This is a genomic window from Hymenobacter siberiensis, assembly GCF_018967865.2.
GTDB lineage: Bacteria > Bacteroidota > Bacteroidia > Cytophagales > Hymenobacteraceae > Hymenobacter > Hymenobacter siberiensis.
In genome coordinates this window covers 4,143,869-4,160,358 of record NZ_JAHLZY020000001.1, presented here as the reverse complement: position 1 = coordinate 4,160,358, position 16,490 = coordinate 4,143,869, and the positions used below count along the sequence as shown (strand labels likewise).

The 16,490-nt window shown below is 62.8% G+C and carries 12 protein-coding genes; 8 read left to right on the top strand and 4 right to left on the bottom strand.

Translation table 11 applies throughout. The features are described from left to right. Positions 1 to 22 precede the first annotated feature (22 nt). Positions 23 to 1,045, top strand: coding sequence for a hypothetical protein (locus KQ659_RS18470; RefSeq protein WP_216679736.1), 1,023 nt, complete (start codon positions 23 to 25; stop codon positions 1,043 to 1,045). A gap of 74 nt (positions 1,046 to 1,119) precedes the next feature. Here KQ659_RS18470 and KQ659_RS18465 read toward each other — a convergent pair whose 3' ends face one another. Together KQ659_RS18465 and KQ659_RS18460 are read right to left on the bottom strand one after the other, a co-directional pair. Beyond that, a complete protein-coding gene (locus KQ659_RS18465) occupies positions 1,120 to 2,730 on the bottom strand; it encodes an OmpP1/FadL family transporter (RefSeq protein ID WP_216690989.1) in 1,611 nt (536 codons plus the stop codon). Positions 2,731 to 2,805: 75 nt separating this feature from the next. Further along, the gene (locus KQ659_RS18460) at positions 2,806 to 4,245 is read right to left on the bottom strand and encodes a hypothetical protein (RefSeq protein ID WP_216690988.1); all 1,440 of its coding nucleotides are present in this window, start codon (positions 4,243 to 4,245) and stop codon (positions 2,806 to 2,808) included. Between the two features lie 262 nt (positions 4,246 to 4,507). Between KQ659_RS18460 and proS the strand changes: the two genes are divergently transcribed. The 4 genes from proS (at position 4,508) to KQ659_RS18440 (ending at position 8,163) form a co-directional block, all read left to right on the top strand. Further along, positions 4,508 to 5,983, top strand: a complete 1,476-nt coding sequence (gene proS / locus KQ659_RS18455; protein WP_216679739.1) for a proline--tRNA ligase — start codon at positions 4,508 to 4,510, stop codon at positions 5,981 to 5,983. 241 nt (positions 5,984 to 6,224) lie between these two features. Then, positions 6,225 to 6,533 carry a hypothetical protein gene (locus tag KQ659_RS18450; RefSeq protein ID WP_216679740.1) on the top strand — a complete coding sequence of 103 codons (309 nt, stop codon included), beginning with the start codon at positions 6,225 to 6,227 and terminating at the stop codon, positions 6,531 to 6,533. Between the two features lie 246 nt (positions 6,534 to 6,779). Further along, positions 6,780 to 7,610 (top strand): IS5 family transposase, encoded by an 831-nt coding sequence (locus tag KQ659_RS18445; protein WP_216678791.1) that lies wholly within the window; start codon positions 6,780 to 6,782, stop codon positions 7,608 to 7,610. 124 nt (positions 7,611 to 7,734) lie between these two features. Then, positions 7,735 to 8,163: a DUF4844 domain-containing protein gene (locus KQ659_RS18440; RefSeq protein WP_216679741.1), complete on the top strand. Its 429-nt coding sequence runs from the start codon at positions 7,735 to 7,737 to the stop codon at positions 8,161 to 8,163. Positions 8,164 to 8,254: 91 nt separating this feature from the next. Here KQ659_RS18440 and KQ659_RS18435 read toward each other — a convergent pair whose 3' ends face one another. Then, positions 8,255 to 10,333 (bottom strand): OmpA family protein, encoded by a 2,079-nt coding sequence (locus KQ659_RS18435; protein WP_216688076.1) that lies wholly within the window; start codon positions 10,331 to 10,333, stop codon positions 8,255 to 8,257. 205 nt (positions 10,334 to 10,538) lie between these two features. On the opposite strand from KQ659_RS18435, the gene KQ659_RS18430 reads away from it, so the two are divergent. The 3 genes from KQ659_RS18430 (at position 10,539) to KQ659_RS21610 (ending at position 13,333) form a co-directional block, all read left to right on the top strand. Next, a complete protein-coding gene (locus KQ659_RS18430; RefSeq protein ID WP_216688077.1) occupies positions 10,539 to 12,638 on the top strand; it encodes a hypothetical protein in 2,100 nt (699 codons plus the stop codon). A gap of 107 nt (positions 12,639 to 12,745) precedes the next feature. Then, positions 12,746 to 13,186: a transposase gene (locus KQ659_RS18425; RefSeq protein WP_216688078.1), complete on the top strand. Its 441-nt coding sequence runs from the start codon at positions 12,746 to 12,748 to the stop codon at positions 13,184 to 13,186. Positions 13,187 to 13,210: 24 nt separating this feature from the next. Further along, complete coding sequence (locus tag KQ659_RS21610; protein WP_262898293.1) at positions 13,211 to 13,333, top strand: hypothetical protein; 123 nt, start codon at positions 13,211 to 13,213, stop codon at positions 13,331 to 13,333. A gap of 183 nt (positions 13,334 to 13,516) precedes the next feature. On the opposite strand, the gene KQ659_RS18420 is transcribed toward KQ659_RS21610, so the two are convergent. Then, positions 13,517 to 16,276, bottom strand: a complete 2,760-nt coding sequence (locus KQ659_RS18420; RefSeq protein ID WP_216688079.1) for an ATP-binding protein — start codon at positions 16,274 to 16,276, stop codon at positions 13,517 to 13,519. Between the last annotated feature and the right edge of the window lie 214 nt (positions 16,277 to 16,490).

The following is a 16,490-nucleotide window of genomic DNA, read 5'->3' as shown; positions in this document are numbered from 1 at the left end:
TAGCCCCCGTTACCTTTGCATTATGCGTTTTCGCCTCCTGTTGCTTTGCCTGCCCGTGCTGCTGGCCTCCTGCTCCAAAACCGCTCGCCCGGTCCAGCTCGATTTTGTTGGTATTTCCACGCTGACCTCCAGCAACAAGACCGTGCAGCCGAACGACACGCTCACGACCCGGGCCTATGCCGTGGGCAACGACAATATGCTCAAGCGTCTGACCATCAAGGTGACTTATGACCCCGGCCTTAAGCCCATCACCTACCCGGTGCCCCTGTCGTCCTTTGACCCCAAAAACGCGCCTGCTAAGCAGGAAATTACCTACCTCGACTCACTGATTACGCCGCAGGTAGGCAATACCAACGGCCACTCTATCAGCGAAACGCTTTTCGTTAATCAGTTTTCGGCCCGCGCCACTTCCGGCACCGAGCTGTGGCAGTACACGGCTACCGATGTGGCCGGGGCCTCGGCCACCCGCGCCTACCGCCTCACGGTGCGCAAAGCCGACTCGGCGGCCCTGTTTCATAGCTACACCATGGTGCTGCGGCCGGTGCCGCGCCGGGCGGTGGTAGCCAAGGGCGTGCGCGACCGCAGCCGCGTATTCCTCAACCTGCAATACGGCCTGCGGTTTCCCAAGTACGCGGTGCTGAACCAGGAGCGCTCCGTGGCGGCCAACCAGGATTTGGTGGACCTGATTTGCGTGTCGGGCGGTACGGGCACCACGGTGGGCCTGGTAGCGCCCGCCAACACCGCCGATACCGTGTGCACGCTGCCCGTCGCCTGGACCACCCGCCGCGCCACCGGTCTGCGCCTCACTACAATCAGCAGCGACCAGTTCAGCAAGACCGTCGCCGCCGACTTCACCACCAGCTACACCACCAATAGCACCGCCTACTCGCCCAACCCCTTCTACACCGGTGCGCTGAGCAAAGGACAGGTGCTGGCTTTCAAAATCACCGAGGGCACCACCGAGCGCTACGGCCTGCTGCTTGTTTCCGACCTCGTGCCGGGTTCGGCCCCGGTGATGACCTGCTCCGTGCGGGTGCAGAAGTAGCATCGCCGCACGCCAATAAAAAGGGCTGCTCCGATGTGGAGCAGCCCTTTTTATTGGCGTGTTCGGCAGCTTGCTTAGAACGTGATGCCGGCCGTGATACTGGTGGTGAAGCGGGTGTTGTTCACTTTCACCAACGGCTCGTAGCCGCCCAGGTCGTAGGGGGTGTAGTACTGGTTGAGCTGGGTGTAGACGCCGGCCAGGTCCAGGAAGAAATTGCCTTGCCGCAGCCCGGCCCCCAGGGTGTAGAAGTTCTGCGCCCGCTCGTTGTTGCTGTCAATCTGATACGGGTCGCCGTAGCGGGCATAGCCGGCGCGCACCCGGAATACATCGAAGCGGCCCTCGGCCCCAACGCGGATATTGACCGTATTCTTGTAGCTGGCCTGAATGTCGCTGTTTTCGGCGGCGAAGGAATAGTTGTCGCCGTTGCCATCCTGCGAGTCGTTGTGCAGCCGCGCCTGGCTGTAGCCCACATACTCCACATCGCCCGAAATAAACCCGAGCTTGCCTAGGGTGTAGGCCACACCGCCATTGGCTCGGAAAGGGGTGGTGATGGTGTAGGCGTAGAGCGGAAACGCCTGGTCGAGCACTTTCACGCCCACCGGGCCCGTGGGGAGCGAAGTCGCCACCACATCGTTGCCCTGCGCCGTAAACGTCGTGGTAAAGGCCGCACTGTAATTGTCGGTGAGGCGCATGAACGTGGGCGTTTGGATAGAAGCCCCAAAGCGCAGCGCATCCGTAGCCCGGTAAATGGCCCCGATGCGGGCGTTGAGGCCGGTGCCGGTGGTTTTCAGCTCATCATGCAGCGTGTAGTCGCTGAGGTGAGTGGTGGCATCGGTTTCCGTCTCGGTATAATTCCGGGTCTGGGTAAAGTTCGAGCTCACAATGCCCACGCCCAGGCCCAGGTAAAGCCGGTCGCGGTAGTTGGCGCCGTAGCCCAAATCAAACTGCGAAACCGAGCCCCGCGAAATCACACTGCCCGCCTGCCCGATTGGTCCCTTGCGCGTAGTCGAGGCCACGCCCAGGTCGTTGCCGTTGCGGTCTTTGGCAATGCTGGTCAGGTAGGCCCCGTAGGCCAGCCCGTTGAGGGAGGAGTATTCGCCGGACTGCCCCTGGGACCGCAGCCTGTCGATGCTGGCCTGCGTGTAGCCATCGAAACCCACTGTGCGGCGCAGCGAAGCCAGGTACGATTGGTCGTCGCCGGTCAGGTTGTAGCCGTTCACCGTGCGGTTGCTGAGGGTGTTGCCGTAGCGGAAGCCCGTGTTGAAGTCGGCCAGCCGGGTGAAGCCCAGGGCAAAAGCCCCTCCCCGCCAGTTGCTGGTCTGGTCATTATCGGGCCGGCGGGTGGCAAACACCGCGCCGGCGCTGCCAATGTGGAAGCTGTTCCTTGCTTCGTTCTGGGCGGCTCCCGTGCCGCCATCAACGCGGCTGTCGCTCTGGCCAATGCCGATGCCGGGCGTCAGATGCACTTCCGATTTCTGAAACAGGCCCAGCCCGGCCGGGTTGCTGGTGAGGTTACCAAAGTCGGCCCCCAGGGCCACATTGGCCCCCCCAATGGCCTGCGTGCGGGCCGTGCCGCCAAATTGCAGGCGGGAATAGCGCAGGGCATCGCTGGCATCCTGGGCAAAGGCGTGGCCTGCCTGCCCTGCTACGAGGGCCAGGCTAAGCCAGATAATCCGTTTTTTCATAGTGTAGGAAGAAAAGGAGCCGGCCGTTCGGCCGGCTCGCTGGAAATTCTTTATGCAGAAACCACGGGCGGAAAATTACTCACCCCGGCCACGACCCCGGCCGCCACCACCGCCGCCGCTCTGCGATGGGGAGGAATAGGAAGGCTGGCTATAGGAGCGCTGCTGAGGCTGCTCATAAGAGCGTTGCTGGGGTTGCTCGTAGGTGCGTTGCTGAGGTTGCTCATACGTCCGCTGCTGCCGGGGCTGCTCATAGCGTTGGCGGGGCTGCTCGGCCGCCTGGCCATTGCTGTTGTTATTGGTGGGCTCGCCAAATACGTTCTGGAAGAAGCCTCCGCGCCGGCGCTGGCCTTCCTGTGGCACTGCGGCGGGCTGCATCTGGCCGCTATTCTGCGGTTGGGCCTCCATGTTGCGCGGCCGGTACCGGCCGTCGTCACGCATTAACCGACCCTGCCCCGAAGCATCGCCAATTGCTGGCTGCATGTTCGTGGCCGGGTCCATATTGCGGTAGCGCGGCTGGCCGTCCATGTTGCGGGGCTGGTTGTAAGAGTCGTTGGCCCGCATGGGTTGCGAAGCGGCTTCGCTTCGGGTGCGGCCCACAGCGTCAGCCGTGCCCATGGGCATCGACTCGGGCGTATTCGACGTAACCCGCTCACTGCGAACGCGGCCGCTACCATTCGGCGCGCCGGGATTGGGGTTGTCCGGCGTGCTGCCCACGATGCCCGACGAATGCCGGCCATCCGAAGCCCGGTCGGTGCGGTGGCTGCCGTAGCTGCGGGTGCCCCGGTCGCCGCCGTTGCCATAATAGCCGCTGTTGTAGTTGTTGCCATAGTAGCCCCCGCCGCCATAGTAGTTCCGGCCATAGTAGCCACCATAGAATGGGCTGCTATAGTAGAAGGGGTCGTAGCCGCCAAAGCCGCCGTAGCCATAGCCAAACGAGCGGCCAAAGCCAAAGCTGATGCTCAGGCCCGAGCCATAGCCGTAAGGACTGTAGCCAAACGGGCTGCCGAAGGAACTATAAAAAGGGTCGTAGCCGCCGTAGCCATAGGGCGAAAAGCCGTAGCCGCCGCCGTAGCCGCCGCCGTAGCCGCCGCCGTAGCCGCCGCCGTAGCCGCCGCCGTAGCCGCCGCCGTAGCCGCCGCCGTAGCCGCCGCCGTAGCTCAGGCTGGTGTAGGGGCTATAGGGAGAATAGGCGTTCAGGCCCGGGCCATAGTAGCTCGATGAGCCCCCGTAGCCGGGCGCGCCACGCATGGAGGTATAGGTGTTGTCGTAATACTGGTCGGAGCCGGAATTCTGCCGGGCCGACGGCGAATTGGTAGAGCCGCCGTTGTAGTCCGGGTTCGCCTCCTCACTGTTGGCGGCCTGGGCCGGGGCAGTGCTGACGACGGCCGTAGTATGGTCCTTCGACGAATAATAGACCCCATCATCTTCCGACGACGTGAGGGCCGAAGTACCTGCACAGCCGCCCAGCGCAAACAGGGCCAAGGCGGGCAAACAGGCGGTGAGCAGATTTCTCATGATTGAAAAAAGATAAGGATGGGAAAGCTTTACGTAAAAAAACGACCTACAGATGGAAGCAGGATGAAGCGACTAGAAATCAGGGCCCAGCCGGCTTAAATAAGGGAGATTTAAGCTGGCTGCTGCCCCTGCCCGCACAAAGAGCTTCCGCAGGAGGTCCGCACTTTAATAACGTAATTTGACCCCGAAACGGTGCCCCAAGGTCAACTCAAATCTTGTACCAAAACCGGGAACTTTTTCAATTACCCCTAAGATGCCTCCCATGAGCAAAAAGTTGCCTACCCGCCAGGAAGATTATTCACTCTGGTATAACGAGTTAGTGAAGCGCGCCGGCCTGGCCGAAAACTCCGCCGTGCGCGGCTGCATGGTCATTAAGCCCTATGGCTACGCCATTTGGGAAAAAATGCAGCGCCAATTGGACGATATGTTCAAGCGCACCGGCCACGAAAATGCCTACTTCCCGCTCTTCGTACCCAAAAGCCTGTTTGAGGCCGAAGAAAAAAACGCCGAAGGCTTCGCCAAAGAGTGCGCTGTGGTAACCCACTACCGCCTACAGACCGACCCCGACCGCCCCGGCAAGCTGCGCGTCGACCCCAACGCCAAGCTCGAAGAAGAGTTGGTGGTGCGCCCCACTTCGGAGGCCATCATCTGGAGCACGTATAAGAACTGGGTGCAGAGCTACCGCGACCTGCCGCTGCTCATCAACCAGTGGGCCAACGTGGTGCGCTGGGAAATGCGTACCCGCCTGTTCCTGCGCACCGCCGAGTTCCTGTGGCAGGAAGGGCACACCGCCCACGCCACCGCCGAGGAAGCCGTGGCCGAAACCCGCCAGATGCTCGACGTGTACGCCGAGTTTGCCGAGGAGCATATGGCCCTGCCCGTGGTGAAGGGCGTGAAAACCCCCAACGAGCGGTTCGCCGGCGCCGAGGACACTTATTGCATCGAGGCGCTGATGCAGGACGGCAAAGCCCTGCAGGCCGGCACCAGCCACTTCCTGGGCCAGAACTTCGCCAAGGCGTTCGACGTGCAGTTTGCCAACAAGGAAGGTGTGCGCGAATACGTGTGGGGTACCAGTTGGGGCGTGAGCACCCGCCTGATGGGTGCCCTCGTAATGGCTCACTCCGACGATGAAGGCCTGGTGCTGCCGCCCAAGCTGGCCCCCATTCAGGTGGTCATCATTCCCATCTACAAAACCGGCGAGCTTGATGCCCTGCTGGAGCGCATCAAACCCATTCAGATGGGCCTGATTGCCCGGGGAATTTCGGTGAAGCTGGACGCGCGCGACACCGAGCGCCCCGGCTTCAAGTTTGCCGAGTGGGAACTGAAGGGCGTGCCCGTGCGCCTGGCCATCGGCGCGCGCGACCTCGACGCCGGCATGGTGGAAGTGGTGCGCCGCGACACCAAGGAGAAAATGAGCCTGCCCCTGGCCGACATCGTGGCCAGCGTAGACCAGCTGCTCACCGACATTCAGACCAACATCTACGAGCGCGCCAAAAATTTCCGCGCCACCCACACCACCCGCGTGGATAGCTACGACGAGTTCAAGCGGATGCTGGACGAGGAGCCTGGCTTCCTGCTGGCCCACTACGACGGCACCTCCGAAACCGAGGAGCGTATTAAGGAGGAAACCAAAGCCACCGTGCGCTGCATTCCACTAAATGAAGCCGACGAAGAAGGCATTTGCATGGTAACGGGCAAGCCCAGCCCGCGCCGCGTCTACTTCGCCCGCGCCTACTAGGGCTACCGCTGGCCGCTGATTGCGGTGCCGCAAATCATTCTCCGAGGCCGCTGACCACATTGGTTGGCGGCCTCTTTGCTGACGGTCTTGCCGTGTACTGGTATAGAATATTTATCCCAATACTACGGCCGTGAGAGGGGTATTATGCCTGATTGCTAGTGCCTTCGGAGGGGAGAGTAGTAATGCCCGCCGGACTCGCTTTAGCATTTCATCATCTTACCATAACTTTTGCCTCATGACTATGAAACACACCATACTAGCCAGTCTGCTGACGCTGGGTGCCCTGGCTGCCAATGCCCAGACGGGTACCAGAATCCAGGTGCCAGCCCGGGCCATCACTCAGCTCGAAGACCTGAAAGAGCTCACCAAAGCCGAAGTGACAAAGGCCGGTAAAGCCACGAAAGCCCACGCCGAAGTGCGCCCCGACCTCAACCGCTACCTCGTTATCTCAGCCGATGATTTTCTGCGCGTTACGAAGGCGCAGCCTACCAAAGAGGCTTACTTCATCTGCCTCGATGCCTTCGTGGGCTCGGCCGACAAGGCGCGGTAATAAACCCGCACTGCCCCGGATTCCGGTCTGACTGCTTTTGGGCGGCCTGCTAAGCACCCGCGCCCGGCCCGCCGCTACCACCTAGCCTACTGATGTGGGCAGGTGGTAGCGGCGGGCCGGGCTTTTTTGTGCAAGATGCAATGCAATAAGATGTTTATTATGACGATAATGAAGCTGTTTAGAAAGTCAAAGGACTCCCAAAAAAGCGCGAAATTTGAGGTGTAACACTCCTTTTTTCGCATTTTAATGGAAGTCCTGTCCAAAGATATGATTCGCCAATGGATTCTGCCCGCGCTCACCTTCTCCGCCCATGGCCGCCCCTCGGTCGTGGAGCCGGCCGAGTTGGTGGAAGCCATTCTCTACAAACTCAAAAGCGGCTGTCAATGGCGATTATTGCCTGTTAAACAGTTTTTTACGGGCGCATCGCTGACCTGGCAGGGCGTGTACGCCCGCTTTAATGCGTGGCGCAAGGACGGGTCCTGGCAAGGGGTATGGCTCCGCTTGTTGCGCGAAAACGGGGCCCATCTGGACTGTTCCAGCGTCCAACTCGACGGCAGCCACACGCCCGCCAAGAACGGCGGGGAGGCCGTCGGCTATCAGGGCCGCAAGAAAGCCCGTACCACCACAGCCCTCTTCTTGGCCGATAACCGGGGACAACCGCTGGCCTGCGCCAGCCCGCAGGCGGGCAACCACCACGACACCCACCAGCTCAACGCCTTGTTCGGGGAAATCTGCGCCTCGCTCGAAGCGGCCAATATTCCCGTCGCCGGGCTGTTTCTGAACGCCGACAAAGCCTTTGACACCCAAGGCTTTCGTCAGGAATGCGCCCGGCGCGACATCGAGGCCAACATTCCCCGCAACCGCCGCGCCGCCGACTGGCAGACCGACGACGACACCTTTTTCGACCCCGAACTCTACCGCCGCCGCGTCGTGGTCGAACACGCCAACGCCTGGCTCGACGGCTTTAAAACCTTGCTCGTGCGCTACGAAACCAGCGTCGGCAATTGGCTGGCCTGGCACTGGCTCGCCTTCGTCGTCATCTTTTTGCGAAAAATTAATCAAAAGCCGACTTTCTAAACAGCTTCAATGAGTAATAAGGATGAGGTTAATAAAAATTCATTTATTTTTCATGATTTATATAAAATAATTTCATTTAAATCTTAGCTTTGTCATGAAAAAACATCCACTCCTACCAAATTCCATGAAAAAGCTGCTACTCACGCTGTTCACCCTTACTGCTCTGGTCGGCCACGCCCAGAGTGTGACTCCCGCGCCTCACTCCGTGCCCGAAAAAGCCGTGACGCAGCTGGAAAAAATGCTCCGCCAGACCCAGGTAGAGGTAGTAATAGGCCGACGGAAATCGACCCTGCCGGCCGAAGTGCGCCCGATGCTCAACCGTATTCTGGTGCAGTCGGCCAACGATTTCCTCGCCATCACGCACGGCCAGCCTACCAAGGAGGCCTACTACAAGAGCTTGGAAGCAGGCCTGGCGCGCCTCCAGTCCCTCACCCCCAAGCAGGAAGACCGCGAGCAGGTAGCCGAATACTTTCAGGACCTGCTCGACATCGTTGGGCTCGAAAGCTCCGAGGGCCGGCTCATGGCCTTCGTCGAAGGCCCGGGAACGAAGTAACCGGCCGGAGCCATCCCCACGCAATCGGGCCCCGGTCCTGCTGACGTCAGCAGGACCGGGGCCCGATTAGCTTTCCGGCGCTGGGCCGGGGCTACTTCTTGGTGATGGTGAACTCTACGCGGCGGTTTTTCATGCGGGTGTCTTCCTGGTCGTTGCTGGCCAGGGGCTTGGTGTCGCCGAAGCCTTCGGTGGTCACCCGCTCGCCCTTGATGCCGTGGCTGCCGAGGTACTTCTTCACCTCGTTCACGCGGTCCTGGCTCAGCTTGAGGTTCAGGGCGGGGTCGCCCTGGTTGTCGGTGTGGCCCGAGAGCTTGATTTCCACCGTCGGGTAGTCCTTCATGATGCGGATGAGGCGCAGCAATTCGGGGTAGGAACTGGTGGTGAGGTAGTACTTGCTTTGCTGGAAGAAGATGTTGTTCAGCTTCACGGTCTGGCCCACGTTGAAGGGCACGAGGAACAGGTCCTGCTTCTGCTCGGAGTATTTGTCCTTGGCCGTCACGTCGAGGTTGGCGTTTTCGGCGATGTAGCCTTTGGCCTCGGCACGGTAGCCGTACTGCACGCCGCTGGGCAGCACAATGGTGTAGGAGCCGTCCACGGGGTCGGTTTCGGCCACGCCGATTTCCTCACCCGTGAGCAGGTTTTCGTAGTGAATGATGGCCCGGATGGGCTTGCCGGTGTTCACGTCGAGCACTTTGCCGGTCACCAGCGTCACCACTTCGGGCTGGAAGGCGGGGGCCAGCGAGATGCGGAAAATATCGCGCGAGCCCTCAATGCCGTTGCGCGACGATACGAGGTAAGCATCCTGGCCGGCGGCCGAGATGGTGTAGTAGGCGTCGAAATCGGGCGAGTTCACCACCGGGCCCAGGTTGCGGGGCGGGCTCCAGTTGGTCCAGCTGTCGTCGAGGCGCTTGGTGTAAAAAATATCGGACTTGCCGTAGCCGCCGCGCCCGTCGCTGGCGAAATACAGCGTCTTGTTATCGGCCGCCAAAAAGGGCGCGAAGTCCGATTTGTCGGTGTTCACGTTCGGCCCCAGGCTGAGGGGCTTGCTCCAGGTGTTGGTGGTTTCGGGCACCGGGAAACTCACGAACAGGTCCTGCCCGCCCCGGCCTTCGGGGCGCTCCACGGCCATGAGCAGGGCGCGGCCCGAGGTGGCCAGGAAGAAGTCGACGTGCTCCTTATCCAGGTTCACGAAGTCCTTTATTTCCTGCTTCACCGGCTGCGTCCAGCCCATGCGGGTGCGCTTGCTGAGGCTACAGCCTTGCGGGTCGATGGTGCCGTCGCGGTTATAGATGTTGATGAGGATGGCGCTTTGGCCGTTGGCCGATACCGAGGCCAGGCCGTTGGGGTCGTCGGGGGTGTTTATGGGGCCACCCATGTTCTTGGCCAGGCTCCAGGTCTTGTTTTTGCCGCTTATCAGGGTGGAGTACCACACGTCCTGCGGGTCGCGGTTGCCACCCACGTTGCCGGGGTTGCCTTCGCGGGCGAAGTAGAGCGTGCGGCCGTTAGGCGAAATCACGGGGTGGGTGTCCACGTAGCGCGAGTTCACGTTCGGGCCCAGGTTCACCAGGGAGGAGTCGAACTGGCTCGATTTCACGGCTTCGGGACCCTTCTCGCCGGTGAAGGCCTGCTTCACCATGGTCGACACCACGTCGGCAATGCCAATGGCATCAAGCTGGTTGATGCCCTCCACCTTGGCCGTGTTCATGTACACTTTCACGCCCAGGGTGCGGTACTCGGCGGCCGGAAACTTCACTTCCAGCGTGCGCGAGGGCTCGGGCAGGGGGCCGGGGTTGGCGTTGGCATACACTTCGTGGTGCACGCCCTTGGTATCCACCAGCTCGACTTTGGTGATGGAGCCGGGGTTGAAGTTCTCGATGATGGTGACCTGCTGGGCCGCTACCGAGCGCGCAAAGCGCACCTCGATGAACTCGTTGGGGCCTTCCTTGCGCGGAATCCAGGCCTCGTTGCTGATTTGGCCCAGCGGCAGGGCGTTGGGCACGCCCAGCACCTGCGAGGGGGCAAACGGGTCTTTGCCATCGGCTTTCTGCGACGACACGGCCACCAGCCGGGCGGCCCATTGCACGTGCTGGGCCTGGGCCGAAGTAGCGGCCAGCAGCCCCAGCGCAAGCGGCGCAGTCGTGAGCAGGCGTTTGATAAGATAATTATTCATGGTAACAATAGCAGAAAAGAGAAGTGGCACTAGGGCCCCGGGCAAATTTACACCAGCGCGGCCGGGGATGGGCCGCGGTTTCGACAGCTAACCTAACGAAAAACTATTTTCGGAGCCTCCCCGCGCAATGTGCTACCTTCCCGCTACGGCCCGCCGAAGGGAGTAAGTCGGGGGCCGGGCAAACGTGGTAATCCGGTGGTTTTCGGTGGGTAAGAGCACCGTAGCGCTGAGCGTGGCGATAGGCCGGCGCATGGCCGCGCTGCTGCTGCTGGCGGCGCTGCTGCCGCTGGCCGGCCGCGCGCAGGTGCTGGTGGGCGCTACCGCGTTTGGGCCGGTATTTCGGGGCTTGCGGCCCGCCGGGGCCGATACGGCGCTGCTGCTGGTGGCCCGGGCGCGGCGGGTGGGTGTGAGCACCTTCGTGCAAACCAGCGGGGCGCGGGGCTACCTGCGCCTGGGGCCGCGCCAGCAACTGCGCTACCGTGTGGGTACCGACATGATTTACGACTCGCGGGGCACGCCGCCCTTCGTGCGGGAAGACTACGGGGCCGATGTGGCCGACGTATTTACCCTGGACGCGGCCAACCACTGGCAGCTGGGCCAGCAGCTGCACTACGACCAAAGCCGGGCCAATGCCACCCGCACCGGCCTTTGGTTGGGCCGCCTGGGCTACCAGCGCCGCCTACGGGCCGCCTCGCCCACCGATACGCTAAGCCAGATGCGCTTCACGGTGCTGGGCGGCCTGGCCACCGACCGCCGCAACGGCCGCGAAGACGCGGGCTTCGCCTTCGGCTTCGACGCGGCGGCGCTGTACTTTCTCAACGGGCCGCTGGCCGCGCCGCTGGCGCTGCGCGTGCTGGGCACCCGCGCCCGCCTGGGGCCGCGCACCATGCAGCGGCTGGTGGCCGAGGCGGTCGGCGAGCAGGCCTTTCTGGAGGGGGCGCCGCTGGTGGTGCAGGGCCGCGTGGGCTACCGCACCAACCGCGCCGAGGACTACCTGCTGGGCTCCGTGCAGCGCATTCAGTCCGATACGGTGGCGATGCAGGCGGGGGCTTCGTACCGCATCAATGAGTTTGCCACGCTGCGCTCGGATAATAGCCTGCTGCTACCCAGCCGGGCGTTCCGGTACCGGCGGCTGGGCGAGCGGGCCGATACTTTGCAGGACGTGGGCTACCGGCAGCGCGAGCTCGATACCCGCCAGGAGCTGCGCTTTGCCCGACCCCGGCTGCAAACGTCCATCAGTTTCGGCTATCGGGAGCGCACCCGGTCGTATTACCTCGACAACTCCCGATTCCTGAGCGTGCCGCGTCTGGCCACCACCCTGGCCCGCGAGCAGGTGAAGGACATTAAGGAGCAAACCATATTGTGGCTGGGCAACCTCACCTGGCTGCCCAGCCCGCGCCACGCGCTGGCCCTACTGGGCTCGGCCCAGCTGCTGCGCGTAGATGCTCCCAGCAAAGACAACCAGCAAACCCGCGACGAGGCCCAGCACCTGCTGCGCCTCACCTGGACGGGCCGCTGGGCCGGGGCCTTCCGCACCACGCTGGGCGTGGCCGGTGAGTACCGCCAAACAGTTTTCATCAGGGCCAGCCAAAGTGCCGAGAACTACGTGGACCACCTGCTGCACTGGGAGCCGGGTTTCACCTGGGCCCCCGGCCGCTGGAGCATTCGCTCCAGCTACCACCTGTGGGTGAGCTACCAGGTGCGCGACCAGACCACCGAGCAGGCCCGCAACCGCGCCAGCCGCGTGCTGGAGCAAACCCAGAGCCTCACCTACCAGCTGCGGCCCCGCCTGCTGCTGCTGGCCGACTACCAGCGCCGCGAAAACCGCGTGGGCCAGCTCGACTGGACGCGCTTCCGCGAGAGCCCGCTCGATACCAGCGTGACGCACGACCTGTCCATCGGCGGGCGGCAAAGCTGGGTGGGCCGCCGGGGCAGCACCAGCCTGCGCCTGGGTTACCGCCTGCTGGAGCAGCGCAACTATGGCCGCGCCGCCCTCCAGCTCGACAACCCCACCGGGCCTGCTTCGCAGCTTATTTACCTGCACAGCATCACGCGGCAGCAGGGCCCGGAGGTGGCCGTGGAGCGCCGCGCCACGGCCGGCTTCAACCTCACGGCCAGCATTTGGCTGCAATGGCTGCGCACGTACTCGGCGTATTCGGTGGGTAAGGGGGCATACTCGGGCAGCAGCTACACGGCCGTGGATTTGGCTCAGGAAGCGCGTCGGGTGCTGCCGTATTTCGAGCTGGCGGCGGAGTGGCGGGTAGGTGCGAAGCGGCGCTTCGCACTACGTCCGGCCGGCCAGTGAGTTTTATTGGTTTGTAGGTGCGAAGCGGCGCTTCGCACTACAGCGGGTAAGCCAATTCGGCATTATATTACTTTGGTGCGAAGCGCCGCTTCGCACTACATTCGGGCATGAATGTGCCGGAGTATTATGAGCGTAACCTGCCTCATCGGCTGGCGCTGGGCAGCACGTTATTTCTCACGTTTCGGCTGGCGGGCTCGTTGCCGCTGATAGCGCGGTTGAAGGCCGAAGCCGCCGCACCTCCCGATATACCAGCTGACTACGCGGCGCAAAGGCGGTACTTCGGCCGCTTTGATGCCTTTCTCGACCAAGCTACTACCGGCCCCACCTGGCTGCGGGTGCCAGCCATAGCAGCCCTGGTGGCCGAGGCCCTGCACCACCGGCACGGTACGGGCTATGAACTGGTGGCCTATTGCATTATGCCCAATCATGTGCACGCGGTAGTGGCGCTGCCCGACGATGCGCCTCCGCTGTTGCGCACCCTGCAATCATTGAAAGCCAATACTGCTATTCTCGCCAACCGCCATTTGCAGCGCACGGGGCCATTTTAGCAGCGTAAAACCTGCGACCACATCGTGCGCAGTGCCGAAGAGGGCCGCCGCATCGTGGCCTACGTGCTGAACAACCCCGTGAAAGCCGGTTGGGTCACGAGCTGGGACCAGTGGCCCCACACCTACTGGAACCCCGACCATCAGTAGTTGGTGTAGTTGCGAAGCGGCGCTTCGCATCCCGGCATTGCGAAGCGGTACCCCGCCGCCCGGCATTGCGAAGCATCGTTTTGCAACTACACTTGGGCAGGGCCGCCAGCAACTCGCTGAGGCTGATAGTGTAGTTGCGAAGCGGTACCCCGCCGCCCGGCATTGCGAAGCACCGCTTCGCAACTACACTTTGGGCAGGGCGGCCAGCACTTCGGTAAGGCCGGTGGCCAGGGCCAGGGTGGCTTCCCGTCGGGCGGCATCGGGGCCGGTTTTGCTCTCCAGAATTTCCATCCAGGGCACCAGTGTGTTGGCCCCGATTAGCTTGAGCGACGGCCGCAGCTTGTGGGCCACGGCGGCGGCGTAATGCCAGTCGGAGGCGGCCAGGGCGGCGTGCAGGTCGGCCACGCTGCCGGGGGTATTGGTGTGGAAGGAGGCTAGAATCCGGTTGATGAACGTGGTGTTGCTGTGGGCTGTCTGGTGCAGCAGGGCCAGGTCGAATAGCGATGTGGGCGCGGCTGTGGGTGGGAGTGGGAGTGGGAGTGGGGCGGCCGTCGGGGCAGCCGCCGCAGGCTTCACGTCTACCAGCGGGGCGGGCACCCCGGCAATGAGCGAGGCCAGCTTGCTCAGCAGCTCGGCTTCGTCGAAGGGCTTGGGCAGGGTGTCGTTCATGCCGGCGGCGGAGTATTTCTCGGCATCGGCCCGGAAGGCGTTGGCCGTGAGGGCCAGGATGGGCGTAGCCGCCCGCCGGGTATCGGCGTGCGCCCGGATGCGGGCGGTGGCCTCGAGGCCGTTCATGCCGGGCATCTGAATGTCCATAAGGATGACGTCGTAGTAGTTCAGCTCAAATAGCTCTAGGGCTTCAATGCCACTGGCGGCTTCATCTACTGCCACGCCGTGGGCTTCCAGCAGCAGCTGGGCTACTTCGCGGTTCACGGCATTGTCTTCCACCAGCAGCACGCGGGCACCGCGCACGGCTGCTTCCTGCATCGGGGTCAGGGTGGGCAGGGCCATCTGCCGGGCTTCGGCGTTGGCCTTGGGCAGCGTGATGCGGAAGGCGAAGGAGCTGCCCTTGCCGGACTCGCTTTGCACCGTGAGCTGCCCGCCCATCTGGGCCACCAGGGCCCGGCTGATGCTCAGGCCAAGGCCCGTTCCGCCAAACTGCCGGGTGGTATCGGCATAAGCCTGGGTGAATTCCTGAAAAATGCTGTCCAGCTTATCCGGGGCAATGCCGATGCCGGTATCCGTCACCCGAAACTCGGTGGTGAGGGTGTCCTCGGTTTCGCTCACATAGTAGCCGCCTATTGTCACGGTGCCGCCCGCCGGCGTAAACTTGATGGCGTTGGAAACGAGGTTGATGAGTACTTGGTTGAGGCGGTAGGAGTCGCCGAGCACCCAAGGATGGAGGCAGGAGTCCTGCAGGCGCGTGCCCAGCACTCGAATGCCCTTCTCCTGGGCCTGAATGGTCAGCGGCTGGCAGGCACTGGCCATCGAGTCGCAAAGGTTGAAGGCCATTTGCTCCAGCTCCAGGTTGTCGGAGGTGATTTTGGCCATGTCGAGCACGTCGTTCACCACGTTCAGCAAGTGCCGGCCCGAGTGCTGAATAACGGCGGTGTAGTTGCGCTGCTGCTCGTTGAGGCCGGTTTTGGCCAGCAGGCTGGTCATGCCCAGCACGCCGTTGAGGGGCGTGCGGATTTCGTGGCTCATGTTGGCCAGGAAGTTTTCGCGGGCCGTGGCGGCCGCTTCGGCCGCGTGCTGGGCGTTTTTCAGGGCCGATATGTCGGTGCTCACGCCCAATACCTGGGCCGTGCCGTCGGCCATTACCAGCGGGCAGCGCACAGTTTGCAGCCAGCGTACTTCGCCGTTGGCCAAGGTAATGGATACCTGAGTGGTCAGTGGCTGGCCGGTGCGCAGCACTGCCTGGTCGGCCATTACCGAGGTCTGGATTTCTTCCTTACTCATACCCGCCTCCATGCTGGACGCGCCGGCAAGCTCCGTCATGTGGCGGCGCCAGAACTTCATTTCGGCGTTCTCGAACACGGTGTGGCCCTCCGCATCGCGCACCCAGATGAGGTTGGGGTTGAGGTCGAGCACCAGGTTGGTGAACGACTGCTGGGCCAGTGCGGCCGCCTCACTCTCGCGGGTGCGGGCCTCGGCCTCCCGCAAAGTGGTAATGTCCAGGCCGTAGCACATCACTTGGCGCAGCACCTCATCGGCCCCGAATACGGGCTGGTAGTAGCATAGCCAGTGATGGTGGGCGGTGGTGTTGGTGTCGGGCCAGCGTTCTTCCCAGCTCACGAGGGCACTGGTATTCACGGCCCGCTCAAACAGGCGGCGGCGGCGCACGGCCAACTCTCCGGGCAGGCCTTTTCGGGCGCAGTGGTCGGCAAAAGTGCTGCCGATGCGGGCCTGGCGCTGGGCGGGGTCGGGCTCGGCGTAGGCATTCACATAGCGGTAGCGCTGGTTGGGGTCAAGCACCGTCACCACGGCCGGCAGGTGGGTCATCACCGATTCGTAGAATGAGTATTGCTCCCGCAGGCTTTCCTCGGCCTGCCGTTGCGCCGTGATGTCGGTGAGGTAGAGCATCGCGTAGTGATATTCTACCACGGGCACGGCCGACAGCAGGAAATGCTGGTCGTTAGCCATGATTTCGCGCTGCTGCACAGCTCCGGTGTGCAGGGCGCTGGTGGTGGCCTGCACCAGCAACGGCCGCAGCCGCGACGGCCCGGTGGTTTCCAGTTCGCGGGCCATGAAGCCGGCGGCCGGGTTGGCATACAGCAGCTGACCCATGGCACTCACCCGCAGAATGGGGTTGGGGTTAAGCTCGGGGATGTGGCTTAGCGCGAGCAAGGCCGGCAGCTTCGCTTCGGCCTGCTCGCGGCGGGCGCGCTCGGCCATCAGCAGCTCCCGGAGTTCGGCGGGGTCGGTGGGAAGTTCGGTTTTCATTAGCAGAAGCGAAGCGGCGACATCTGGCAATGTACTGTCGCCCGGACAGGGAAGCCCAATCCTGACTGGAAAGTTGCGTCAGGCCACTTGTTTCGTGCTTCTGATTGGCTGCTCCGAAGTTGATTAGAGCAGTTTCGCAGTCAAATGTACAGCCGAGCCGTAGCGTGGACTTTTAGTCCGCGAGCTGCTGAGCTTGTTTCACTCGCGGACTAAA

Bases quoted from the DNA above. Each gene is read 5' to 3' on its own strand.
- KQ659_RS18450 (WP_216679740.1), top strand. From the start codon at position 6,225: ATGAAACACACCATACTAGCCAGTCTGCTGACGCTGGGTGCCCTGGCT.
- KQ659_RS18445 (WP_216678791.1), top strand. From the start codon at position 6,780: ATGGAAGTCCTGTCCAAAGATATGATTCGCCAATGGATTCTGCCCGCG.
- KQ659_RS18470 (WP_216679736.1), top strand. From the start codon at position 23: ATGCGTTTTCGCCTCCTGTTGCTTTGCCTGCCCGTGCTGCTGGCCTCC.
- KQ659_RS18440 (WP_216679741.1), top strand. From the start codon at position 7,735: ATGAAAAAGCTGCTACTCACGCTGTTCACCCTTACTGCTCTGGTCGGC.
- KQ659_RS18460 (WP_216690988.1), bottom strand. From the start codon at position 4,245: ATGAGAAATCTGCTCACCGCCTGTTTGCCCGCCTTGGCCCTGTTTGCG.
- KQ659_RS18435 (WP_216688076.1), bottom strand. From the start codon at position 10,333: ATGAATAATTATCTTATCAAACGCCTGCTCACGACTGCGCCGCTTGCG.
- KQ659_RS18465 (WP_216690989.1), bottom strand. From the start codon at position 2,730: ATGAAAAAACGGATTATCTGGCTTAGCCTGGCCCTCGTAGCAGGGCAG.
- proS (WP_216679739.1), top strand. From the start codon at position 4,508: ATGAGCAAAAAGTTGCCTACCCGCCAGGAAGATTATTCACTCTGGTAT.
- KQ659_RS18420 (WP_216688079.1), bottom strand. From the start codon at position 16,276: ATGAAAACCGAACTTCCCACCGACCCCGCCGAACTCCGGGAGCTGCTG.
- KQ659_RS18425 (WP_216688078.1), top strand. From the start codon at position 12,746: ATGAATGTGCCGGAGTATTATGAGCGTAACCTGCCTCATCGGCTGGCG.